Here is a 25,720-nt window from a genome sequence, read left to right as displayed (position 1 = left end):
AAAATGAGCGTATTAGTTAATAAAGATACAAAAGTTATTGTTCAAGGTATTACAGGTTCTCAAGGGTTATTCCACACAAAGCAAATGATAGAATACGGTACGAAAATTGTCGGTGGTGTAACGCCAGGTAAAGGTGGCACTGATATTGAAGGTGTACCAGTATTTGATACTGTAGAAGATGCAGTGAAAGCAACAGGCGCAAACGCTTCAGTTGTATACGTTCCACCCGCTTTTGCGGCTGATGCAATTATGGAAGCAGTTGATGCAGAAATTGATTTAGTAGTATGTATTACTGAAGGAATTCCTGTATTAGATATGGTAAATGTAAAGAGATATATGGCTGGTAAACATACACGTTTACTTGGACCGAACTGCCCAGGTGTTATCACACCTGATGAATGTAAAATTGGTATTATGCCAGGATACATTCATAAAAAAGGTCATGTAGGTATCGTATCTCGCTCTGGTACATTAACGTATGAGGCTGTACATCAGTTAACACAAGAAGGTATTGGTCAATCTACGGCTGTAGGTATCGGCGGAGACCCTGTTAACGGTACAGACTTTATTGACGCGTTAAAAGCATTTAATGAAGATGAAGAAACACACGCTGTAATTATGATTGGTGAAATCGGTGGTACAGCGGAAGAAGAGGCAGCTGAATGGGTGAAAGCTAATATGACAAAACCTGTTGTAGGCTTCATTGGCGGCCAAACAGCGCCTGCTGGCAAACGTATGGGGCATGCTGGTGCAATCATTTCTGGCGGCAAAGGAACTGCTGCAGAAAAGATTAAAACGATGGAAGCTTGTGGTATTAAAGTAGCGGAAACTCCAGCAGTTATGGGTGAAACGCTAATCTCTGTCTTAAAAGAAAAAGGTCTATTTGAGACTTGTAAAAACTACTAATCTGTTGAAAGACACCTTCTTGCTTGAAGGTGTCTTTTTACAAACTTCTTGTTAACATAATAAAAATTATGGGTAAGGAGAATTGTGATGAAAAGAGAACGATTATTACATCTTCATTACTTGTTAGCAGACCATTGGAAGGCGATAGAGAGGCTATTACATGTCGATCCAGAATTGAAGGAAATATACAATTTTAATGCAAAACAAATTGAATGTTACACTGGAATATCCTCGAAAAAATCTTCAGAATTAGTAAATTTTCTTCAAAGTTCAAATCTCCCACAATATATATCTTATTTAGAGAAAAATCGATTCTTTTATATGACAATATGGGATGAAGATTATCCAAAATTATTACGTGAAATACAAGATCCTCCCTTTGTATTATATGGAAAAGGAGAAAAAGATTTTCTCAATAAAGTGAATAAATTAGCGGTTGTTGGAACAAGAGAACCGAATTTATATGGATATGAAAGTTTGAAATTTATTTTACATCCATTATTAGAAAAGGAATGGCTTGTTGTCAGTGGATTTGCAAGAGGGATAGATGCGATGTCTCATGAAATTACAGTAAGACGGCATTGCCCAACAATTGCGATACTAGGACATGGATTATCGTATATATATCCAAGAGAGAATCGATATTTATATGAAGTGTGGAATGAATATATATTGTTATTAACAGAGTATCCGCCGCACTATGCACCGAAAAAATGGTATTTTCCAAAAAGGAATCGGATTATTAGTGGCATAAGTAAAGGTGTTTTAGTTGTAGAAGCGAAATCGAGAAGTGGAACACTTATTACCGCAGACCTTGCTCTAGAGCAAAATAGAGAGGTATTTGCACTTCCTGGACCTATATTTATAGATAGTGCATCAGGAACAAATCATCTCATTCAACAAGGAGCGAAACTAGTAAGAAATGCAGAAGATATACTGGAAGAGATTTTAAATTAACCTTATATTTTTATGTTTTTATTAAACAATTATTGACAAATGGTAGATAGGCACTGTATGGTATATTCATTCTTGATTGACAAAAACAAGAGAAATCAATAAGATTAATGAAGACTTGAATCCACCTCTTAAGGAGGCACTAGCATGTCAGATTACCTCGTAATCGTGGAGTCGCCTTCTAAGGCGAAGACCATTGAGAAATATTTAGGGAAAAAATACAAAGTTGTCGCGTCTATGGGACACGTTCGCGATTTACCTAAAAGCCAAATGGGGATAGAAGTAAAGAACAACTTCACCCCGAAGTATATTACCATTCGTGGTAAAGGTCCCGTCTTAAAAGACTTAAAATCAGCAGCAAAAAAAGCAAAGAAAGTCTATCTCGCGGCCGATCCAGACCGCGAAGGGGAAGCTATTGCTTGGCATTTAGCCAATACGTTAAATGTGGACGTTGAATCAGATTGCCGAGTTGTGTTTAATGAGATTACAAAAGATGCAATAAAGGAATCCTTTAAACATCCTCGCGCGATTAACATGAATTTAGTAGATGCACAACAAGCAAGACGTATACTAGATCGTCTTGTTGGTTACAATATTAGTCCTTTATTATGGAAGAAAGTAAAAAAAGGATTAAGTGCAGGACGCGTACAATCTGTAGCAGTTCGTTTAATTATCGAACGTGAAAGAGAAATTCAAAGTTTCGAGCCTGAAGAATTCTGGACAATTAAGACAGAATTTGTGAAAGGGAAAGACACATTTGAAGCAAGCTTTTACGGTGTAGATGGTGAAAAAGTTCAATTAACAAATGAAACACAAGTGAATGAAATAATTGAACGGCTGAAAGATAATGCGTTCTCAGTTGAAAATGTAACGAGAAAAGAGCGAAAACGTAATCCGGCATTACCATTTACAACATCTTCCTTGCAACAAGAGGCGGCGCGTAAGTTAAACATGCGAGCAAAGAAAACGATGATGCTTGCGCAGCAATTGTATGAAGGAATTGATCTTGGAAAACAAGGAACTGTAGGTCTTATTACGTATATGAGAACTGATTCAACACGTATCTCAGAAACAGCTCAAACAGAGGCACGTACGTACATTACTGAGGCGTTTGGTACGGAATACATAGGAACAGAAAAGAAGAAAGAAACGAAGAAGTCGAACGCACAAGATGCGCATGAGGCAATTCGTCCTACTTCGGTAATGAGAAAGCCAGAGGAACTAAAGAGTTTCTTAAGTCGTGATCAACTTCGATTGTATAAATTGATTTGGGAGCGATTTGTTGCAAGTCAAATGGCGTCTGCTATAATGGATACTGTGACAGCGAGACTCATTAATAATAATGTTCAGTTCCGTGCAAGTGGATCGGTTGTAAAGTTCCCAGGATTTATGAAAGTGTATGTAGAGTCGAAAGATGATGGGGCTGAAGAAAAGGATAAGATGTTGCCACCTTTAGAAGTAGGGGAAACCGTATTTTCGAAGGATTTAGAACCGAAGCAACACTTTACACAACCTCCGCCGCGCTATACAGAGGCTCGTTTAGTAAGAACACTTGAAGAGCTTGGAATTGGAAGACCGTCGACTTACGTACCGACACTTGAAACGATTCAAAAACGTGGATATGTAGGTTTGGATAATAAACGCTTCGTTCCAACTGAACTAGGTGAAATAGTAATTGAACTTATTTTAGAGTTTTTCCCAGAAATTATTAACATTGAATTTACTGCTAACATGGAGCAAAGCCTCGATGAAGTAGAAGAAGGAAATGCGAATTGGGTAAAAATTGTTGATGATTTCTACGTAGGATTTGAACCGCGTTTAGAAAAAGCGGAAAAAGAAATGCGTGAAGTGGAAATTAAAGATGAACCAGCTGGGGAAGATTGTGAATTATGTAATCACCCAATGGTCTTTAAAATGGGTAAATACGGGAAATTTATGGCTTGCTCGAATTTCCCAGATTGTCGTAATACAAAACCGATTGTGAAAGAAATCGGTGTTACTTGTCCGAAATGTGATAAAGGTCAAATTATTGAGCGTCGTAGTAATAAAAAGAAACGTCTTTTCTATGGGTGCGGTACGTATCCAGAGTGTGACTTTGTATCTTGGGATAAGCCGATTGGCCGTAAATGTCCGAAGTGTGAAGGTATGCTAGTAGAGAAGAAGTTGAAAAAAGGCGTACAAGTACAATGTATTTCGTGTGATTATGAAGAAGAACAACAAATGTGAGCGTAACTGCTCACATTTTTTTCGGGAAGAAAAGGAAAGGTGATAAATATATGACAACACAAGTAGTAAACGTCATTGGCGCAGGTCTTGCAGGAAGTGAAGCAGCTTACCAAATTGCAAAACGTGGTGTCCAAGTAAGATTATACGAAATGAGACCGGTAAGGCAAACGCCAGCTCATCACACAGATAAATTTGCAGAATTAGTATGTAGTAACTCGCTTCGCGCAAACACATTAACAAATGCTGTTGGTGTTATTAAAGAAGAAATGCGTTTAATGGATTCTGTTATTATTCGTGCAGCTGATGAGTGTTCTGTACCAGCAGGAGGGGCTTTAGCGGTAGATCGTCATGAATTTGCGGCAAAAGTAACGGAATATGTGAAAAATCATCCGAACGTAACTGTGGTGAATGAAGAAATTACTGAAATTCCAGAAGGTCCTACTGTTATCGCGACAGGTCCACTTACGTCGCCTGATCTTTCTGCGCAATTAAAAGAATTAACGGGTGAAGACTACTTTTATTTCTATGATGCAGCAGCACCGATTGTTGAGAAAGACAGCATTGATATGAATAAAGTGTATTTAAAATCTCGTTACGATAAAGGTGAAGCGGCATATTTAAACTGTCCAATGACGGAAGAGGAATTCGACCGTTTTTACGAGGCTTTAATCGCTGCTGAAACAGTACCTTTAAAAGAATTTGAAAAAGAAATTTTCTTTGAAGGTTGTATGCCAGTAGAAGTTATGGCAAGTAGAGGAAGACAAACACTAGTATTTGGACCGATGAAACCTGTTGGATTAGAAGATCCGAAAACAGGGAAAACGCCATATGCTGTTGTTCAGTTACGCCAAGATGATGCAGCGGGAACGTTATACAATATCGTAGGTTTCCAAACGCATTTAAAATGGGGACCGCAAAAAGAAGTGTTACAGTTGATTCCAGGACTGGAAAACGCAGAGATTGTACGTTATGGTGTAATGCATCGTAATACGTTTATTAATTCACCTAACTTGCTTCGTCCAACATACCAATATAAACAACGTGATGATTTATTCTTCGCTGGTCAAATGACTGGAGTGGAGGGATATGTTGAATCAGCGGCTTCAGGATTGCTAGCAGGTATCAACGCTGCTCGACTTGTAAAAGGTGAAGAGCCGGTTGTATTACCACCAGTAACTGCGATGGGAAGTATGGCGAATTATATTACTGCGACAAATGCAAAAAACTTCCAACCGATGAATGCAAACTTCGGTCTGTTTGCACCGTTAGAGAAGAAAATTAAAAAGAAAGCAGAACGTAATGAAGCCTATGCAACACGCGCTTTAGAAACGATTCGAAATTTTGTAAATATTTAGTTAAATTTCTTGCAAAGGCTACTAAGTTGTGATACGATTTAGTAGCCTTTATTGAGGTGAATTGTGTGAATGTGAAGAAATTGTTACAATTATTCGTTGGATATTTACAAATTGAAAGAAATTATTCAAAATATACAATTGCAAGTTATCAAAATGATTTAGAACATTTTGTGCAATTTATGGAGCGAGAAGGCATATCCTCTTTTTTAGATATTACATACGCGGATGTTCGTTTGTACTTAACGACGTTGCACGATGAAAAGTTAGCCCGTAAATCTGTCGCAAGAAAAGTATCAAGCTTACGAAGTTTATATCGTTTTTTGATGCGTGAAGGTTATCGGAAAGATAATCCGTTTGCACTTGCGTCACTCCCCAAAAAAGAATTGTCAATCCCAAAGTTTTTATATGCTGAAGAATTAGAGGAATTATTTGAAGTTTCTGATACGGGAACCCCGTTAGGTCAAAGGAATCAAGCTTTATTAGAGTTGATGTATGCGACCGGGATCCGTGTGAGTGAATGTGTTAATTTACAACTTACCGATATTGACTTTGCGGTGGGGACAATTTTAGTAATGGGAAAAGGAAAAAAACAAAGGTATATTCCGTTCGGGAGCTATGCACAAGATGCTTTAATTACTTATATAGAGAACGGGAGAAAACAGTTAGCCAAGAAAACTGAAGAACAATCTCATATGGTATTTTTAAATGCGAAAGGCACGCCGCTGACAAGTCGAGGAGTACGCTATGTATTAAATGAACTCATTAAGAAAGCTTCACTGACAATGCGTATAAGTCCTCATATGTTAAGGCATACATTTGCTACACATATGTTAGATGAAGGGGCAGATTTACGTACTGTACAGGAGCTACTCGGTCATGAAAATTTGTCTACGACACAAATTTATACGCATGTCTCTAAAGAAAGATTGCGTTCTGTCTACATGAAGCATCACCCACGGGCATAAATTGCTTTTAAAGCTATAAAAACATATAAAGGAGTTTTTTCTATGGGAAATTTCCACGCTACAACGATATTTGCAGTTCATCATAATGGAGAATGTGCAATGGCTGGAGATGGCCAGGTGACAATGGGAAATGCTGTTGTAATGAAACATACAGCTCGTAAGGTTCGTAAACTTTTTCAAGGGAAAGTTTTAGCTGGTTTTGCAGGTTCAGTTGCTGATGCATTTACTCTTTTTGAAATGTTTGAAGGGAAATTAGAAGAGTATAATGGAAACTTGCAGCGTGCTGCTGTTGAGATGGCGAAGCAATGGCGCGGTGACAAAATGTTACGTCAGCTAGAAGCGATGCTCATTGTCATGGATAAAACAACTATGCTCCTTGTTTCAGGTACGGGAGAAGTGATTGAACCGGATGATGGTATTTTAGCAATTGGATCTGGCGGAAATTATGCGCTTTCAGCAGGTCGTGCTTTAAAACAATATGCAAGTGAACATTTAACAGCGAAGCAAATTGCGAAAGCGAGTTTAGACATTGCAGGCGATATTTGTGTGTATACAAACCACAATATAATTGTGGAAGAATTGTAGAATCGTAAGGGAGGCATTTTATATGCATTTACATTTTACTCCGCGTCAAATTGTGGAAAAATTAGATCAATACATTATCGGTCAAAAAGATGCGAAGAAAGCGGTTGCTGTAGCTTTAAGAAATCGATACCGCCGAAGTAAATTAGCTGAAAATCTACGTGATGAAATTGCACCTAAAAATATTTTAATGATTGGACCGACAGGTGTTGGTAAAACAGAGGTAGCACGACGAATGGCGAAACTCGTTGGAGCACCTTTTATTAAGGTTGAAGCTACGAAATTTACAGAAGTTGGATATGTAGGTAGAGATGTAGAATCGATGGTACGTGACCTTGTGGAAACGTCAGTTCGCATTGTGAAAGAAGAAATGGTAGTAAAAGTACAAGACAAAGCAGAAGAACAAGCGAACCAACGTCTTGTTGAAATTTTAGTACCGAGTCCGGAGAAGCAATCTGGATTTAAAAACCCATTAGAAATGCTATTTGGTGGCGCTCAAAATTCGAATCAAACAACAGATTCACAGGAAGATGTTGAAATCGAAAAGAAACGTCAAGATGTGGAAAGAAAGCTTGCTGCAGGACTTCTTGAAGATGAAATTGTATCGATTGAAGTGACTGAACAACAGTCTTCCATGTTCGATATGCTGCAAGGAACTGGCATGGAACAAATGGGGATGAATTTCCAAGATGCATTAGGAAGTTTTATGCCGAAAAAAACAAAAAAACGTAAACTTTCTGTAAAAGAAGCAAGAAAAGTCTTGACAAATGAGGAAGCACAGCGCTTAATTGATATGGATGAAGTTACACAAGAGGCTGTTTATCGTGCTGAACAGCTCGGGATTATTTTTATCGATGAAATTGACAAAATTGCTGGTAAGCAGTCGAATAGTGTAGATGTATCACGTGAAGGTGTGCAACGTGACATTTTACCAATTGTAGAAGGATCAAATGTTGCGACAAAATACGGATCAGTAAAAACGGATTATATTTTATTCGTTGCAGCTGGAGCGTTTCATATGTCTAAACCGTCAGATTTGATTCCGGAATTACAAGGGAGATTTCCGATTCGAGTAGAATTAACAAAATTATCGACGGATGATTTTGTTAAAATATTAATCGAGCCTGACAATGCGTTAATTAAACAATATATTGCTTTATTAGCGACTGAAGGTATAGAAATTGAATTTTCAGACGAAGCTATTCGTAAGATTGCTGAGATTGCTTATCAAGTTAATCAGGATACAGATAATATTGGAGCAAGAAGACTTCATACGATTATGGAGAAGCTCCTTGAAGATTTATCGTTTGAAGCATCTGAAATTACGTTAGAGAAAATAACGATAACGCCTCAATACGTTGAGGAAAAATTAGCAACGATTGCTAAAAATAAAGATGTGAGCCAGTTTATTTTGTAATAGTGTCATCAGGTGACTCGCCCTAGTTTCCAAGTGATGAAAAAATATGTGAGTAACATGTAGGAGGAACTTTTGAAATGGAATTATTAGCAAAAACAAGAAAATTAAATGCGTTATTACAGAGCGCAGCAGGAAAGCCTGTAAACTTTAGAGAAATGTCTGACACAATGTGTGAAGTAATCGAAGCGAACGTATTCGTAGTAAGCCGTCGTGGTAAATTACTAGGTTATGCAATTCACCAACAAATCGAGAATGAGCGTATGAAACAAATGCTTGCAGAGCGTCAATTCCCAGAAGAGTATACACAAAGCTTATTCAACATTACAGAAACATCTTCAAACTTAGATGTAAACAGTGCTTACACAGCATTCCCAGTAGAAAATAAAGAATTATTTGGTCAAGGCTTAACTACAATCGTACCGATCGTTGGTGGCGGTGAGCGTCTAGGTACATTAGTTTTAGCTCGTCTTGGTCAAGAGTTCTTAGATGATGATTTAATTCTTGCTGAGTACAGCTCAACTGTTGTAGGTATGGAAATTTTACGTGAAAAAGCAGAAGAAATTGAAGAAGAAGCGCGTAGCAAAGCTGTTGTTCAAATGGCGATCAGCTCATTATCTTACAGTGAGTTAGAAGCAATCGAGCACATCTTCGAAGAATTAAACGGAACAGAAGGTTTACTTGTTGCAAGTAAAATTGCTGACCGTGTAGGAATCACTCGTTCGGTAATCGTAAATGCACTTCGTAAATTAGAAAGTGCTGGTGTAATTGAGTCACGTTCTTTAGGTATGAAAGGAACATACATTAAAGTATTAAACGACAAATTCTTACATGAACTTGCTAAATTAAAAACAAACTAATTTATAAAACTCTTCTCATTTTTTGAGGAGAGTTTTTTTGTATAACAGATTGATGTTGTTCGTACATAGCGTCATAATCGCATTTTTTTGAAAAGCCATGAATTGCATTTCACTTTTTGCTTAAAAGAAATGCAGGTTGGTAATACTAGAATTCGAGTATGAACAAAGAAAGTTTTACATTGTTCGCATTTTCGACTTGATTGTAATATTTCAGTATGATATAGTAAGCAGTGGTGTCAGTACAAAGTACACACGTTTACTGATTTAAGTGTTGGTGCTACGTTTGTAGTTTCGCTTAGAGATGAAGTAAACGGAGGATATCAAAAACCATTTAGGAGGAACTATATTATGTCAGTAATTTCTATGAAGCAATTGCTTGAAGCTGGTGTTCATTTCGGACATCAAACTCGTCGTTGGAACCCAAAAATGAAGCGTTACATTTTCACAGAGCGTAACGGTATCTACATCATCGACTTACAAAAAACTGTGAAAAAAGTTGAGGAAGCTTTCAAAGTTATGCGTGACATCGCTGCTGAAGGCGGAGACATCTTATTCGTAGGTACTAAAAAACAAGCACAAGAAGCTATTAAAGAAGAAGCAACTCGTGCTGGTATGTACTTCGTTAACCAACGTTGGTTAGGTGGAACTTTAACTAACTTCCAAACAATCCAAAAGCGTATCAAGCGTCTTAAAGACATCGAAAGAATGCAAGAAGATGGTACTTTCGAAGTACTACCTAAGAAAGAAGTTGTTCAACTTAAAAAAGAGTTAGAGCGTCTTGAGAAATTCTTAGGCGGTATTAAAGATATGAAAGGTCTTCCAAGTGCATTATTCGTAGTAGACCCTCGTAAAGAGCGTATTGCAGTTGCTGAAGCACGCAAATTACACATTCCAATCATCGGTATCGTTGATACAAACTGTGATCCAGACGAAATCGATCACGTTATCCCAGCGAACGATGATGCAATTCGTGCTGTAAAACTTCTTACATCTAAAATGGCAGACGCGATCCTTGAAGCAAAACAAGGTGAAGAAACTGTTACTGCGTAACAAAGTTGGAAAGGTGATAAGGGGTTCGGCCTTTTATCACCTTTTTTAAGGTATAAACACCTTTATAAAAGGTATAAATACATATTTTAGGAGGATGAAAAGTATGGCAATCACTGCACAAATGGTAAAAGAATTACGTGAAAAAACTGGCGCAGGTATGATGGACTGCAAAAAAGCTTTAACAGAAACTAACGGCGACATGGAGAAGGCAATTGACTTCTTACGTGAAAAAGGTATCGCGAAAGCTGCTAAAAAAGCAGACCGCATCGCTGCTGAAGGTTTAACTTTCATCGAAACAAACGGTAACGACGGTTTAATCTTAGAATTAAACTCTGAAACTGATTTCGTTGCGAAAAACGAAGGTTTCCAAACATTAATTAAAGAATTAGCTGCTCACTTATTAGCTAAGAAACCTGCTAACGTTGAAGAAGCTATGGCTCAAACAATGGAAAACGGTAAAAAAGTTGAAGAGCACATCAACGAAGCAATCGCTAAAATTGGTGAAAAGCTTACACTTCGTCGTTTCGAAATCGTATCAAAAACTGATGCAGATGCATTCGGTGCTTACCTACACATGGGTGGACGCATTGGTGTTCTAACAGTTCTTGAAGGTTCTACTGATGAAGCGGCTGCTAAAGACGTAGCAATGCACATCGCTGCAGTTAACCCTAAATACATCGATCGTGATGCTGTAACAGCTGAAGAAGTTGAGCATGAGCGTCAAGTATTAACACAACAAGCATTAAACGAAGGCAAGCCTGAAAAAATCGTTGCAAAAATGGTTGAAGGCCGTCTAGGCAAATTCTTCGAAGAGATTTGCTTACTTGACCAAGCATTCGTTAAAAACCCTGATATGAAAGTTCGTCAATTCGTTGAGTCTAAAGGCGCAACATTAAAAGGATTCGTTCGCTACGCTGTTGGTGAAGGTATCGAAAAACGCGAAGACAACTTTGCTGAAGAAGTAATGAACCAAGTAAAAGGTAGTAACTAATACAGATTAGGGAACACATTGTGTTCCCTTTTTTAAAATAAAGATGTAAGCAATTGGAGGTTCATTATGAGTAAACCGAAATATAATCGTGTCGTTTTAAAGCTGAGTGGAGAAGCTTTAGCTGGCGAGCAAGGATTTGGAATCAACCCAGCTGTTATTAAGTCAGTTGCGGAACAAGTGAAAGAAATTGCAGAACTAGATGTAGAGGTTGCTGTTGTTGTTGGCGGCGGTAACATTTGGCGTGGAAAAATTGGAAGTGAGATGGGCATGGATCGTGCAGGAGCGGATTACATGGGCATGTTAGCGACAGTTATGAATTCATTAGCTCTTCAAGATAGCTTGGAGAACATCGGAATTCAAACTCGCGTACAAACTTCAATTGAAATGCGTCAAGTGGCAGAGCCTTACATTCGTCGTAAAGCAGTTCGTCACTTAGAGAAAAAACGTGTTGTTATCTTCGCAGCAGGTACTGGTAACCCATACTTCTCTACAGATACAACGGCAGCATTACGTGCGGCGGAAATTGAAGCTGACGTAATTTTAATGGCGAAAAACAATGTGGATGGCGTATATAATGCAGATCCATCTATTGACCCAACAGCTACGAAATACGAAACACTTACTTACTTAGATGTATTAAAAGAAGGTTTAGGTGTAATGGATTCTACAGCTTCTTCTCTATGTATGGATAATGATATTCCATTAATTGTATTCTCAGTTATGGAAAAAGGGAATATTAAACGTGCCGTGTTAGGCGAAAATATCGGAACAGTTGTAAGGGGGAAATAAATATGGGACAACAAGTATTGAAGTCTGCAAATGAAAAAATGGAAAAAGCGGTTGCTGCTTATTCACGCGAATTAGCAACAGTTCGCGCTGGTCGTGCAAACGCGTCTGTATTAGATAAAGTACAAGTTGATTACTATGGTGCACCAACACCAGTTGTGCAATTAGCGAACATTACAGTTCCAGAAGCACGTTTACTTGTAATTCAACCGTATGATAAAACTTCTATCGGTGATATCGAAAAAGCAATTTTAAAAGCAGATTTAGGCTTAAACCCTTCTAATGATGGAACTGTAATTCGTATTGCATTCCCTGCATTAACAGAAGAGCGTCGTCGTGATCTTGTAAAAGTTGTGAAAAAATATGCTGAAGAAGCAAAAGTTGCTGTTCGTAACGTACGTCGTGACGGTAACGATGATCTTAAGAAGCTTGAAAAAGCTGGCGAGATTACAGAAGACGATTTAAGAGGATATACTGAAGATATCCAAAAAGAAACAGATAAATATATTGCAAAAGTTGACGAAATCGCAAAAAACAAAGAAAAAGAAATCATGGAAGTGTAATAGCGATACTTTCGCAAATATGACCCTCTTCTTAAGGGGGTCTTTTTACACTTTTAGGCATACGTCTGCTTGTTGGAGGGTATGAATGATGTTTAAAAACTTTCCTTTTTTTAAAGGTAAAAAGGACACATCGTTTGATCATCTCGTTGAAGAAGTGAAAAAAGGATACATCCCAGAACATATTGCCATCATTATGGATGGTAATGGAAGGTGGGCAAAGAGGAGAGCGATGCCTCGTATTGCGGGACATCATGAAGGCATGCAAGTTGTAAAGAAAATCACAAAATTTGCAAGCAAACTTAATGTGAAAGTATTAACTCTTTATGCTTTTTCAACTGAGAACTGGAAAAGACCGAAAAAGGAAGTTGATTATTTAATGAAGCTTCCAGAAGAATTTTTAGGTACATTTTTACCAGAATTGATTGAAGAGAACGTACAAGTCCGTGTAATAGGGCAACAAGATCGTCTTCCTACGCATACACGCAGAGCGATGGAGAAGGCCATGGAAGAGACGAAAGAGAATACGGGATTAATTCTGAATTTCGCGTTAAACTATGGAAGTCGAGATGAAATCGTTTCTGCTGTGCAACATATGATGAAAGATCGTGAGGAAGGAAAAGTTCGTGTTGAAGATGTAAGCGAAGAAATGCTTTCTTCCTACTTAATGACGAGTTCTTTACCTGACCCAGAGTTGTTAATCCGTACGAGCGGAGAGCTACGTATTAGTAATTTCATGTTATGGCAAATTGCATATTCGGAATTTTGGTTTACAGATGTGTATTGGCCAGATTTTACCGAGGAACATTTGCTAAATGCGATTACAGACTTTCAGCATAGAGGGCGCAGATTCGGAGGCGTGTAGAAAGAGAGGGTTTGGTAGTGAAACAGAGAATTATTACTGGAGTGGTTGCTGCCGCGCTATTCATTCCCATCGTAATTTACGGTGGCGTGCCTTTTACGGTTTTAGTGTATGCACTTGCTTCTATAGGTTTATATGAATTAATTCGTATGAATAAGCTTACGCTTATTTCAGTACCAACAGTTTTAGCTGCAGTATTATTATGGATTATTTTAATTCCAAGTAGTGCATCAGAACTGTTTACTTGGATTGGATTAGGTAAATTAGAAATCACATTTGTGATTGTTCTATTACTTTTATCATATACAGTCCTTTCTAAGAATACATTTACTTTTGACAATGCTTCATTTTTACTAATGGCAACAACATATGTTGCAATGGGATTCTTATATTTGAATGAAACGAGAATTTTAGGAATTAAATATGTGTTTTGCGCATTATTTGTTATATGGGCTACTGATTCAGGCGCATATTTCGTAGGAAAAGCATTAGGAAAAAGAAAGTTATGGCCAGAAATTAGTCCAAATAAAACGATTGAAGGTTCATTAGGCGGCATCGTTTGTGGAATTATTGTAGCGCTTGTTTACAACATGTTTTTCCCAGTGGAATCGAATGTAGTAATTTTAATTGTGCTGACAATTATCATTTCTATTTTTGGACAAATTGGTGATTTAGTACAATCTGCATTTAAACGTCATTATGGCGTAAAAGATTCAGGTACAATTTTACCTGGACATGGTGGTATATTAGATCGAACAGATAGTTGGTTATTCGTTTTACCAATTCTCTACTTCTTATTACAATACAATTAATAAATGAACGAGGGGTTGGAGTCATGAAAAACATTAGTTTATTAGGTGCAAGCGGATCAATTGGTACACAAACTTTAGATGTATTACGCTCGCACCCAGACCAATTCCGTCTCGTTGCTTTTTCTGTAGGGAAAAATATTGACTACGCAGTAAAAGTCATTCAAGAATTTTCTCCGCAAATTGTCTCTGTGCAAAGAGAGGAAGATGTTTTAAAATTACAAGCTGTCTCTGGTAATACAAAAATTGTATATGGTAGTGAAGGACTTTTAGAAGTAGCATTACATCCAGATGCGGAGATCGTAGTAAATGCTGTTGTAGGTAGCGTAGGGTTGTTACCAACACTTCGTGCAATTGAGGCGAAAAAAACAATTGGAATTGCAAACAAAGAAACGTTAGTAACTGCAGGGCATCTTGTAATGGAAGCAGCGCGAAAACATAATGTTTCGTTACTTCCAGTAGACAGTGAACATTCAGCTATTTTTCAATGCTTGAATGGTGAAAATGAAAAAAGAATTTCTCGACTAATTATAACGGCTTCTGGTGGAAGTTTCCGTGATAAAACGAGAGATGAATTGCATCATGTGACCGTAGAAGATGCGCTTCGACATCCAAACTGGTCAATGGGTTCGAAAATTACAATTGATTCTGCTACAATGATGAATAAGGGGCTAGAAGTAATTGAAGCACATTGGCTTTTTGGTATCCCTTACGAGCAAATCGATGTTGTTTTACATAAAGAAAGTATTATTCATTCTATGGTTGAATTTGAAGATCGTAGTGTGATGGCACAGCTTGGCTCACCTGATATGCGAGTACCAATTCAATACGCACTTACATATCCTGATCGATTGCCTCTTTCAGACACAAAGCAGTTAAATTTATGGGAAATGGGTACATTGCATTTTGAGAAAATGAACCAAGAACGTTTCCGTTGCTTGCGCTTTGCGTATGAAGCTGGAAAAACAGGTGGAAGTATGCCGGCTGTAATGAATGCAGCGAATGAAGTAGCTGTTGAAGCTTTTTTACAAAAGAGAATTGGTTTCTTAACAGTGGAAGACCTCATTGAAAAAGCAATGAACCATCACAATGTCATTGCACGTCCGAGCTTAGAGGAAATTCTGGAAATTGATGCAACCACAAGACGGTTTGTGATGGAACAAATTTAGCAAAGGTGGTATGGAATTGAATACAGCGATTGCCTTTATATTAATTTTCGGTGCACTCGTATTTTTCCATGAGCTAGGGCATCTATATTTCGCAAAAAGAGCAGGTATTTTATGCCGTGAGTTTGCGATTGGTTTTGGTCCGAAAATATTCTCATTTGAAAAGAATGAAACGGTGTATACGATTCGATTATTGCCCCTTGGTGGCTATGTAAGAATGGCTGGCGAGGATGCAGATACAGTTGAGTTAAAGCCTGGGAAAAAGGTTGGCCTTGTATTAAACGAAAAAGACGAAGTTGTAAAATTAGTTTTTGATGGATATGAAAAGTATCCAAATGTTCGCGTGATTGAAGTGGAACAAGCTGATTTAGAGCATAATTTAACAATTTCGGGTTATGAAGAGTACGAGGAAGAGCTTCAAACATTCCGAGTGAATGAAAAGGCTCGTATTATTACTGCCGGTGAAGAAATTCAAATTGCTCCGTATAATAGACAGTTTGGCTCTAAGAAATTAGGTCAACGTGCTTTAACGATCTTTGCGGGTCCTGCAATGAACTTCATTTTAGCGTTTGTTATTTTTGTGATTCTTGGATTTGTACAAGGTGTTCCTGTTGACAAACCAATGGTCGGAAAAGTGATGGAGAATAGTGCGGCAGAGCAAGCTGGATTAAAAGAAAATGATACAATTCAAGCTATTGATGGGAAAAACACAAGTACATGGAAAGATGTTGTTACCATTGTACGTGAAAATCCGAATAAAGAAATTACGTTACAAGTAAAGCGTGATAGTGAACAGTTTAATGTGAAAGTAACGCCAACGCTTGATAAAGAAGGTAAAGAAGAAGTTGGTAGAATCGGTGTTTACTCTCCTGTAGAAAAAACAGTGATGGGTTCTATTAAATCAGGTTTTGAACAAACATACCAATGGACGAAACTAATTTTTGAGTCTCTTGTGAAATTAGTAACCGGCCAATTCTCTATTAATGAGTTGTCAGGTCCAGTAGGAATTTATAATCTAACAGATCAAGTTGTAGATTATGGATTTACGCGTGTATTAAGTTTAGCAGCCGTTTTAAGTATTAACCTTGGTTTATTTAACCTACTACCAGTTCCTGCTTTAGACGGTGGACGTTTGTTCTTCTTCTTAATTGAAGCGTTACGCGGGAAACCAATTGACCGTCAAAAAGAAGGAATGGTTCACTTTATTGGTTTTGCATTATTAATGTTACTTATGTTAGTAGTAACTTGGAATGACATTCGTAAGTTTTTCTTGTAAAATAAAGTGAAACTTATAATGAAATAGAGCTCGTAGAATAAAATCCCTCACCTAACTCGAGGTGAGGGGTTTTCCTGCGTATAAGAGTAAAATGAAGAGGTGCGAATAAATGAAACAAAGTATGGTATTTAGTCCTACATTACGTGAAGTTCCAGCTGATGCTGAAATTAAGAGTCATCAGTTATTACTTCGTGCAGGTTTTATGCGTCAAAATGCTTCTGGTATTTATAGCTTTTTACCATTTGGATTAAAAGTGCTACACAAAGTAGAACGAATCGTTCGAGAAGAAATGGAGCGCGCAGGTGCTGTAGAATTATTAATGCCAGCGATGCAAGCTGCAGAATTATGGCAAGAGTCAGGTCGTTGGTATTCTTACGGATCTGAATTAATGCGTATGAAAGATCGTAACGCTCGTGAATTTGCATTAGGAGCGACACATGAAGAAGTAATTACGGATCTTGTACGTGATGAAGTGAAATCATATAAAAAATTACCGTTAACATTATATCAAATTCAAACAAAATTCCGTGATGAACAAAGACCTCGTTTCGGTTTATTACGTGGAAGAGAGTTTCTAATGAAAGATGCATACTCTTTCCATGCTACACAAGAGAGCTTAGATGAAGTGTACGATCGCTTATACAAAGCATACTCTAACATTTTCGCTCGTTGTGGCTTGAATTTCCGTGCGGTTATTGCTGATTCAGGAGCAATGGGCGGAAAAGATACACATGAATTTATGGTATTATCTGATGTTGGTGAAGATACAATTGCATACTCGGATACATCTGATTATGCAGCGAACATCGAAATGGCTCCTGTTGTAGCTACGTATACGAAGAGTGACGAAGCAGAAAAAGCGCTTGAAAAAGTAGCAACACCAGACCAAAAAGCAATTGAAGAAGTATCTGCCTTCTTAAACATAGAAGCTGAAAAGTGCATTAAGTCTATGGTATTTAAAGTAGATGAGAAATTAGTAGTTGTACTTGTTCGTGGTGATCATGAAGTAAACGATGTAAAAGTGAAAAATGTATACGGTGCTTCCGTTGTTGAGCTTGCCTCTCATGAAGAAGTAAAAGAATTATTAAATTGTGAAGTTGGTTCATTAGGTCCAATTGGTGTAACAGGTGATATTGAAATTATTGCTGATCACGCTGTAGCATCAATTGTCAACGGATGTTCAGGAGCGAACGAAGAAGGGTTCCATTATGTAAATGTAAATCCAGAACGTGACTTTAAAGTAAGTCAATATACGGATTTACGATTCATTCAAGAAGGAGACCAATCTCCAGACGGAAACGGAACAATTCTTTTCGCACGCGGAATTGAAGTTGGTCATGTATTTAAATTAGGAACTCGTTATAGTGAAGCAATGAACGCAACATTCCTAGATGAAAACGGAAAAACACAACCACTTATTATGGGTTGTTACGGCATTGGTGTGTCTCGTACAGTGGCAGCAATTGCAGAGCAGTTTAATGATGAGAACGGTTTAGTTTGGCCAAAAGCTGTTGCACCGTTCCATGTGCATGTAATTCCAGTAAATATGAAATCTGATGCACAACGGGAAATGGGTGAAAACATCTATAACTCATTACAAGAGCAAGGATATGAAGTATTACTAGATGATCGTGCAGAACGTGCAGGCGTTAAATTTGCTGATGCTGATTTATTCGGCCTTCCAGTTCGCGTGACAGTTGGTAAAAAAGCAGACGAAGGTATTGTAGAAGTGAAAGTACGTGCTACAGGTGAGTCTGAAGAAGTGAAAGTAGAAGAGCTTCAAACATATATTGCCAATATTTTAAAATAAGAAGAGGTACCTCATAACGAGGTACCTTCTCTTTCTTTGTCAACGTATTTTGTAAAAGAAGAAGGGAGAAATCTTTCTTTGTAGTACGTTTCAATTTATAATAGCAAATGGAAGGAGAGTGCTTATGTCTTTAACAAATGAACAACAAGAGCGATTTCAAATTTTGCTCCAGCAGTTGCAAATACCAGAAGACCTTATAAATCAATATTTACAAGGCGGTGGCATTGAAAAGCTAGTTATTGATAAAGCGAATAAAAGTTGGCATTTTGATTTACAAGTACCGCGTATTTTGCCTACAGAATTATATGAATTGCTAGAAACAAAGCTTAAGCAATCATTTTCTCATATTGCAAGAACAACATTTGCATTAGAAACAGAGAACAAACAATTTACTGAAGAAGAAGTGAGGGCGTATTGGCCACTTTGTACGGAACGAATTACATTTTCACCTATGTTTGCTTATTTAAAGAAGCAGCTTCCGCAGGTCAATGGAGTGAAGTTACTTATAAATGTGAATAATGAGCTGGAATCTACTGCTTTAAAGAAAAACGTTGCGAAACCAGTAGGGGATCAATACGAGGCTTTTGGATTCCCGCGTTTCCAGTTAGACACACATATACAGCAAAATACAGAAGAAATGCAAAAGTTTCGTGAGCAAACGCAGCAAGAGGACCGCGAGCGTGTTATACAAGCTATGGAAGAAATGGCGAAGAAGCAAGCTGAAGAAAGTAGCGTTGTGCATGAAGGACCGATCACACTCGGGTATCTTATTAAGCCAGATGAAGAGATTACACCGATGCGAGAAATTCAAGATGAAGAAAGAAGAAAAACAGTTCAAGGATATGTCTTCCATGTGGAAACGAAAGAGCTTCGTAGTGGACGTACGTTATTAACTTTAAAAATAACGGATTATACAGATTCGATTATGATCAAAATGTTCTCACGTGATAAAGAAGATATTCCAATGCTACAATCCTTGAAAAAAGGAATGTGGGTGAAGGCTCGTGGTTCTGTTCAAAATGATACATTTGTTCGAGATTTAGTAATGATTGCAAATGATATTAATGAAATAACAGGACCGTCTCGTAAAGATAAAGCACCAGAAGGCGAAAAACGTGTAGAGCTGCATCTTCACACGCCAATGAGTCAAATGGATGCTGTTACTCCAGTTTCTAAGCTTGTTGCTCAAGCAGGTAAATGGGGGCATGAGGCTATTGCCATTACAGACCATGCTGTGGCTCAGTCGTTCCCGGAGGCATATTCTGCGGGGAAAAAGGCTGGAGTTAAAGTTATATACGGTGTAGAAGCGAATTTAGTTAATGACGGTGTACCAATAGCGTATAACGAAGCGCATCGTTTACTTGCAGAGGAAACGTATGTTGTTTTTGACGTTGAGACGACAGGTTTATCAGCTGTATATGATACAGTTATTGAGTTAGCTGCTGTAAAAGTAAAAGGCGGCGAAATTATTGACCGCTTTGAATCTTTTGCAAATCCGCATCAACCATTATCGGCAACGATTATTGAATTAACAGGTATTACAGATGATATGTTAACCGACGCACCAGAAGTGGACGAAGTGTTTAAAAAGTTTGAAGAATGGATGGGCGACCATACACTTGTTGCTCATAACGCAAGCTTCGATATGGGCTTTATTAACGTAGGATTTAAAAAAGCTGGTTTAGAAAAAACAAAAAATCCAGTAATAGATACGTTAGAGCTTGCACGATTCTTATTCCCAGAAATGAAAAATCACCGTTTAAATACGTTGTGTAAAAAGATGGACATTGAATTAACTCAGCATCACCGTGCGATTTATGATACAGAAGCAACGGGATACTTACTAGTAAAAATGTTAAAAGATGTGATTGAAAAAGGGTTTGAATACCATGATCAATTAAATGATAGCATGGGACAAGGAGATGCATATAAACGCGGGCGTCCAAGTCATATGACATTACTTGCTACATCGGATGTTGGATTGAAAAATTTATATAAACTTGTTTCATATTCTCATTTAAATTACTTTTACCGTGTACCACGAGTACCAAGATCACTATTAAAAAAGTATCGTGAAGGTATTTTAGTAGGAACGGCTTGTGATAAAGGTGAAGTGTTTGAGGCGATGATGCAAAAAGCTCCTGAAGAGGTAGAAGAAATTGCGCAGTTCTACGATTACATTGAAGTAATGCCACCAGAAGTGTTACGTCATTTAGTAGAGCGTGAACTCGTTCGAGATGAGGGACAATTAAAAACAATCATTTCTAACTTAGTAAAACTAGGTGAGACGTTAGATAAACCAGTTGTTGCTACCGGAAACGTACATTACTTAGATCCAGAAGATGCAATGTATCGTAAAATTTTAGTAAGTTCACAGGGTGGAGCGAATCCGTTAAACCGACATTCATTACCACCTGTACATTTCCGTACAACGGATGAAATGTTAGAGTGTTTCTCATTTTTAGGTGAAGACGTAGCGAAAGAAATTGTCGTAACGAATACACAAAAGATTGCATCATTAATTGGTGATGTTCATCCAGTAAAAGATGATCTATATACACCGAAAATTGAAGGTGCAGATGATGAAACGCGTGATATGAGTTATAAAATGGCGCGTAGCATTTATGGTGAAGAGTTACCTGAAATAGTAGAAGCCCGTTTAGAAAAAGAATTAAAAAGTATTATTGGTCATGGATTCGCCGTAATTTATTTAATTTCACATAAACTTGTGAAAAAATCATTAGTAGACGGATATCTAGTAGGTTCGCGTGGATCGGTAGGTTCATCATTCGTTGCAACGATGATGGAAATTACAGAAGTAAACCCATTACCACCACACTATGTATGTCCGAAATGTAAGCAATCAGAATTCTTTAATGATGGTTCTGTAGGGTCTGGTTTCGACTTACCGGATAAAGAATGTCCTACATGTAATGTTCCATACGTAAAAGATGGACATGATATTCCGTTCGAAACGTTCCTTGGATTTAAAGGAGATAAGGTACCCGATATCGATTTGAATTTCTCCGGGGAATATCAACCACGTGCCCATAACTATACGAAAGTACTGTTCGGTGAAGATTATGTATATCGTGCAGGAACGATTGGTACAGTTGCGGAAAAAACTGCTTATGGATATGTAAAAGGTTATGCAAATGATCATAACTTAACGATTCGAAATGCAGAAATTGATCGCTTAGTAGCAGGATGTACCGGTGTAAAACGTACAACAGGACAGCATCCAGGTGGTATTATCGTTGTGCCAGATTACATGGACATTTTTGATTTCTCACCGATACAGTATCCGGCAGATTCAATAGGGGCTGAGTGGAGAACGACACACTTTGACTTCCACTCGATTCATGATAATTTATTGAAACTTGATATACTAGGACACGATGATCCGACAGTTATTCGTATGTTACAAGATTTAAGTGGTATTGATCCGAAAACAATCCCAACGGATGATCCAGAAGTAATGAAAATTTTCTCAGGGCCAGAATCGTTAGGCGTAACGGAAGAACAAATTAACTGTAAAACAGGTACACTTGGTATACCAGAGTTTGGTACGAAATTCGTAAGACAGATGTTAGAAGAGACGAAACCGACGACATTCTCAGAGTTAGTCCAAATTTCTGGATTATCACATGGTACGGACGTATGGCTAGGTAATGCAAACGAATTAATTTATAACGGTACATGTACGCTGAGTGAAGTTATCGGTTGTCGTGATGACATCATGGTATATTTAATCTATCAAGGTTTAGACCCATCATTAGCCTTCAAAATCATGGAGTCAGTACGTAAAGGTAAAGGTGTACCAGAAGAATGGGAAGAGGACATGAAAAATAATAATGTACCAGGTTGGTATATTGATTCATGTAAGAAGATTAAGTACATGTTCCCTAAAGCCCATGCGGCTGCATACGTACTTATGGCCGTGCGTATTGCATACTTTAAAGTACATTTCGCGCTTCTATTCTATGCGGCATACTTTACCGTTCGTGCAGATGACTTTGACGTAGAAGCGATGGCGAAAGGTTCAGCATCTATACGTGCAAGAATTGATGAAATTGCGCAAAAAGGTTTAGATGCAGCGCCGAAAGAGAAGAGTTTATTAACGGTACTAGAAATGACACTTGAAATGTGTGAGCGTGGATACTCATTCCAAAAGGTTGATTTGTATCGTTCACATGCAACAGACTTTATTATTGATGGAGACTCATTAATTCCTCCATTTAATGCGGTACCTGGTCTTGGTACGAACGCAGCTTTAAGTATTGTGGAAGCTCGTAAAAATGGAGAATTCTTATCAAAGGAAGACTTGCAGCAGCGTAGTAAGGTTTCGAAAACAATTATTGAGTACTTAGATAGTCAAGGTTGTTTAGGTGATTTGCCGGATCAAAACCAGTTATCACTGTTCTAATAGGTAGGAAAAGTCTTTGCAAATCAACATTTGCTATGGTATACTATTAACCGAGATAACCATGTCATGTATATTGTGTGAAAAAAAGAGTGGGGAAACCCACTCTTTCGTGTTACTATCTACATTTTATTGATGTGGAGAGGTAAGAAATTTCTGTCGTATATACATATTTTGTTACAAGTTTTACTTCTTAAATTTGGTAATACTAAGACAGATATTCCCTGCTTAACGGCAGGGGCTTTTGTTAGCTAACGAGAAAGAATAAGATAGACCGTTCTATGGGCGGGGTCTTTTCTTGTAAATGGTACATGGCGGCAGGAAGGAGGCTGTTTATGGATAAGAAAGTCACAGAAGTTGTAGAAGCATTTGCGCAGCCAATCGTTGAAGAGTTAAATCTTGAACTTGTAGATGTAGAGTATGTGAAAGAAGGACAAGACTGGTTCTTACGCGTATTCATCGATTCTGAAAAGGGAGTCGACATTGAAGAATGCGGTGCGGTGAGTGAACGTTTAAGCGAAGCTTTAGATAAAGAGGATCCAATTCCTCATCTTTACTTTTTGGATGTGTCATCTCCTGGAGCAGAACGCCCATTAAAGAAAGAGAAAGACTTCCAGCAAGCGGTAGGAAAACAAGTGGCAATTAAAACATATGAGCCGATTGATGGTGAAAAGATGTTTGAAGGAAAAATGCTTTCCTACGATGGTACTACAATTACACTATTATTAACAATTAAAACACGTAAAAAAGAAATCCAAATTCCAATGGACAAAGTTGCAAATGCGCGACTTGCTGTTACGTTTTAGTTAGAAGGGGGATCTTCATGAGCACTGAGTTGTTAGATGCCTTGCTCGTATTAGAGTCAGAAAAAGGAATTAGTAAAGATATTATTATTGATGCGATTGAAGCAGCGTTAATCTCTGCTTATAAACGCAATTTTAACCAAGCACAAAACGTTCGTGTGAGCTTTAACCCACAAGTGGGAACAATCCAAGTTTTAGCACGTAAAGACGTTGTTGATAATGTGTTTGATCCACGTCTTGAAATTTCTGTTGAAGAAGCAAGACAAATTAATCCAAACTATCAAGATGGTGACGTACTAGAAATTGAGGTAACGCCAAAAGATTTCGGTCGTATTGCAGCACAAACTGCAAAACAAGTTGTAACACAACGAGTGCGTGAAGCAGAGCGTGGTGTTATTTACTCTGAGTTTAGTGATCGTGAAGAAGATATCATGGTTGGTATCGTACAACGTCAAGATGCTCGTTTCATCTATGTAAGCTTAGGGAAAGTAGAAGCTTTATTACCTGTAAGTGAGCAAATGCCGAACGAACAGTACAAACCACATGATCGTATTCGCGTATTCATTACGAAAGTAGAAAAAACAACAAAAGGACCACAAATTTACGTATCACGTACACATCCTGGTCTTTTAAAACGTTTATTCGAAATGGAAGTTCCTGAAATTTATGATGGAACGGTTGAAATTCGTTCTGTAGCACGTGAAGCAGGAGATCGTTCTAAAATCTCTGTACATGCAGAGAACATTGATGTGGATCCAGTAGGTTCTTGTGTAGGACCGAAAGGACAACGTGTACAACGCATTGTAGACGAACTAAAAGGTGAAAAGATTGACATCGTTCGCTGGTCAAATGATCCAGTAGAATATGTTGCCAATGCTTTAAGCCCATCACAAGTTGTTAAAGTGCTTGTAGATGAAGAAGAAAAAGCAACAACTGTTGTTGTTCCAGACCACCAACTGTCATTAGCTATCGGTAAACGTGGACAAAATGCACGTCTTGCAGCTAAATTAACAGGTTGGAAAATTGATATTAAGAGTGAGTCTGATGCGAAACAACTTGGAATTGTAACAGAAGAAGATAGCGTAGTCGCATTCGGATTCGATTCAGTTGAAGACGAAATCGAGTAGAGGTGATGAGTATGAGCAATCGAAAAGTTCCGTTACGAAAATGTGTTGCAACGCAAGAAATGAAATCAAAACGAGAGCTCGTTCGCATTGTTCGTTCCAAAGAGGGAGAAGTGTCTATTGATTTAACTGGAAAGAAATCAGGACGAGGTGCTTATTTATCAAAAGATAAAGAAAGCATTCTTCAAGCTCAAAAGAAAAATGTTTTGGAACATCATCTAAAAGCGAAAATCGACAGTTCTCTTTATGAAGAACTTCTTGAGCTTGTTGAGAAGGAGTCGAAATAAGTGTCCGATTGGAAATCGTTTTTAGGACTAGCAAACCGGGCTCGAAAAATTATTTCGGGTGAAGAACTCGTTTTAAAGGAAGTACGAAGTGGCAAAGCAAAACTTGTGTTGCTATCTGAAGATGCGTCAGTAAATACTACAAAGCGTATTACGGATAAAACGACGTACTACAACGTACCAATGAGAAAGGTCGAAAATCGACAACAATTAGGGCATGCGATTGGGAGAGATGAGCGAGTCGTTGTAGCTGTGTTAGATGAAGGCTTTGCGAAAAAGCTGCGTAGCATGCTCGATACAAATTACCGGGGGTGAAGGTATGAGTAAAATTCGAGTGCATGAATATGCGAAAAAACATAATATCTCAAGTAAAGATCTTATGACAAAACTAAAAGAAATGAATATCGAGGTTTCGAATCATATGACAATGTTAGACGATGAAGTAGTAAACAAATTAGATAATGAGTATCAAACTGAAAAACCTTCTGTTGCAGATGAGTTTGAAGTAGAAGAA

General features: G+C 37.9%; 23 protein-coding genes. All 23 read left to right on the top strand.

All coding sequences use genetic code 11. The features are described 5' to 3' along the window. The first annotated feature begins 3 nt into the window (after window positions 1-3). The gene (sucD, locus tag MR083_RS17840) at window positions 4-906 is read left to right on the top strand and encodes a succinate--CoA ligase subunit alpha (protein ID WP_000115178.1); all 903 of its coding nucleotides are present in this window, start codon (window positions 4-6) and stop codon (window positions 904-906) included. 87 nt (window positions 907-993) lie between these two features. Beyond that, entirely contained in the window at window positions 994-1,863 is an 870-nt protein-coding gene (gene dprA, locus MR083_RS17835) for a DNA-processing protein DprA (RefSeq protein WP_000818028.1), read from the top strand. 144 nt (window positions 1,864-2,007) lie between these two features. Further along, on the top strand, window positions 2,008-4,086 hold the full coding sequence (gene topA / locus MR083_RS17830; protein ID WP_001286972.1) for a type I DNA topoisomerase: 2,079 nt from the start codon (window positions 2,008-2,010) through the stop codon (window positions 4,084-4,086). A gap of 50 nt (window positions 4,087-4,136) precedes the next feature. After that, window positions 4,137-5,441 carry an FADH(2)-oxidizing methylenetetrahydrofolate--tRNA-(uracil(54)-C(5))-methyltransferase TrmFO gene (trmFO, locus tag MR083_RS17825; RefSeq protein ID WP_002028254.1) on the top strand — a complete coding sequence of 435 codons (1,305 nt, stop codon included), beginning with the start codon at window positions 4,137-4,139 and terminating at the stop codon, window positions 5,439-5,441. A 65-nt stretch (window positions 5,442-5,506) separates the two neighbouring features. Continuing rightward, a complete protein-coding gene (xerC, locus tag MR083_RS17820) occupies window positions 5,507-6,406 on the top strand; it encodes a tyrosine recombinase XerC (RefSeq protein ID WP_016718302.1) in 900 nt (299 codons plus the stop codon). 42 nt (window positions 6,407-6,448) lie between these two features. Next, the gene (gene hslV / locus MR083_RS17815; RefSeq protein ID WP_000526271.1) at window positions 6,449-6,991 is read left to right on the top strand and encodes an ATP-dependent protease proteolytic subunit HslV; all 543 of its coding nucleotides are present in this window, start codon (window positions 6,449-6,451) and stop codon (window positions 6,989-6,991) included. A 22-nt stretch (window positions 6,992-7,013) separates the two neighbouring features. Continuing rightward, entirely contained in the window at window positions 7,014-8,405 is a 1,392-nt protein-coding gene (gene hslU / locus MR083_RS17810) for an ATP-dependent protease ATPase subunit HslU (RefSeq protein WP_000550081.1), read from the top strand. 77 nt (window positions 8,406-8,482) lie between these two features. Beyond that, entirely contained in the window at window positions 8,483-9,262 is a 780-nt protein-coding gene (gene codY, locus MR083_RS17805; RefSeq protein WP_000421288.1) for a GTP-sensing pleiotropic transcriptional regulator CodY, read from the top strand. A gap of 348 nt (window positions 9,263-9,610) precedes the next feature. Continuing rightward, window positions 9,611-10,312 (top strand): 30S ribosomal protein S2, encoded by a 702-nt coding sequence (rpsB, locus tag MR083_RS17800; RefSeq protein ID WP_000111483.1) that lies wholly within the window; start codon window positions 9,611-9,613, stop codon window positions 10,310-10,312. Between the two features lie 103 nt (window positions 10,313-10,415). Continuing rightward, complete coding sequence (gene tsf / locus MR083_RS17795; RefSeq protein ID WP_001018580.1) at window positions 10,416-11,303, top strand: translation elongation factor Ts; 888 nt, start codon at window positions 10,416-10,418, stop codon at window positions 11,301-11,303. 66 nt (window positions 11,304-11,369) lie between these two features. Further along, entirely contained in the window at window positions 11,370-12,092 is a 723-nt protein-coding gene (pyrH, locus tag MR083_RS17790) for a UMP kinase (RefSeq protein ID WP_000042663.1), read from the top strand. Window positions 12,093-12,094: 2 nt separating this feature from the next. Continuing rightward, window positions 12,095-12,652 (top strand): ribosome recycling factor, encoded by a 558-nt coding sequence (gene frr, locus MR083_RS17785; RefSeq protein WP_000531500.1) that lies wholly within the window; start codon window positions 12,095-12,097, stop codon window positions 12,650-12,652. An 85-nt stretch (window positions 12,653-12,737) separates the two neighbouring features. Next, entirely contained in the window at window positions 12,738-13,514 is a 777-nt protein-coding gene (uppS, locus tag MR083_RS17780) for an isoprenyl transferase (RefSeq protein WP_000971300.1), read from the top strand. Window positions 13,515-13,531: 17 nt separating this feature from the next. After that, window positions 13,532-14,323, top strand: coding sequence for a phosphatidate cytidylyltransferase (cdsA, locus tag MR083_RS17775; RefSeq protein WP_000813584.1), 792 nt, complete (start codon window positions 13,532-13,534; stop codon window positions 14,321-14,323). Between the two features lie 23 nt (window positions 14,324-14,346). After that, entirely contained in the window at window positions 14,347-15,489 is a 1,143-nt protein-coding gene (dxr, locus tag MR083_RS17770; protein WP_000790363.1) for a 1-deoxy-D-xylulose-5-phosphate reductoisomerase, read from the top strand. A 16-nt stretch (window positions 15,490-15,505) separates the two neighbouring features. Further along, on the top strand, window positions 15,506-16,762 hold the full coding sequence (gene rseP / locus MR083_RS17765) for an RIP metalloprotease RseP (RefSeq protein ID WP_001090246.1): 1,257 nt from the start codon (window positions 15,506-15,508) through the stop codon (window positions 16,760-16,762). Between the two features lie 109 nt (window positions 16,763-16,871). Then, complete coding sequence (locus MR083_RS17760; protein ID WP_000814305.1) at window positions 16,872-18,572, top strand: proline--tRNA ligase; 1,701 nt, start codon at window positions 16,872-16,874, stop codon at window positions 18,570-18,572. 124 nt (window positions 18,573-18,696) lie between these two features. Continuing rightward, window positions 18,697-22,998: a PolC-type DNA polymerase III gene (locus MR083_RS17755; protein ID WP_242269667.1), complete on the top strand. Its 4,302-nt coding sequence runs from the start codon at window positions 18,697-18,699 to the stop codon at window positions 22,996-22,998. A gap of 332 nt (window positions 22,999-23,330) precedes the next feature. Then, complete coding sequence (gene rimP / locus MR083_RS17750) at window positions 23,331-23,801, top strand: ribosome maturation factor RimP (protein WP_000359097.1); 471 nt, start codon at window positions 23,331-23,333, stop codon at window positions 23,799-23,801. A gap of 17 nt (window positions 23,802-23,818) precedes the next feature. Beyond that, a complete protein-coding gene (gene nusA / locus MR083_RS17745) occupies window positions 23,819-24,925 on the top strand; it encodes a transcription termination factor NusA (protein WP_000102609.1) in 1,107 nt (368 codons plus the stop codon). 11 nt (window positions 24,926-24,936) lie between these two features. Then, entirely contained in the window at window positions 24,937-25,209 is a 273-nt protein-coding gene (gene rnpM / locus MR083_RS17740) for an RNase P modulator RnpM (RefSeq protein WP_000071128.1), read from the top strand. Next, window positions 25,210-25,521 (top strand): YlxQ family RNA-binding protein, encoded by a 312-nt coding sequence (locus MR083_RS17735; protein WP_001286523.1) that lies wholly within the window; start codon window positions 25,210-25,212, stop codon window positions 25,519-25,521. A gap of 4 nt (window positions 25,522-25,525) precedes the next feature. Continuing rightward, window positions 25,526-25,720: translation initiation factor IF-2 N-terminal domain-containing protein (locus tag MR083_RS17730; RefSeq protein WP_242269666.1), on the top strand; the 195-nt coding region annotated here is incomplete at its 3' end.

Source organism: Bacillus cereus group sp. BfR-BA-01408 (genome assembly GCF_022663305.1).
Classification (GTDB): Bacteria; Bacillota; Bacilli; order Bacillales; family Bacillaceae_G; genus Bacillus_A; species Bacillus_A pacificus.
This window is presented reverse-complemented; position numbering and strand designations above follow the sequence as displayed.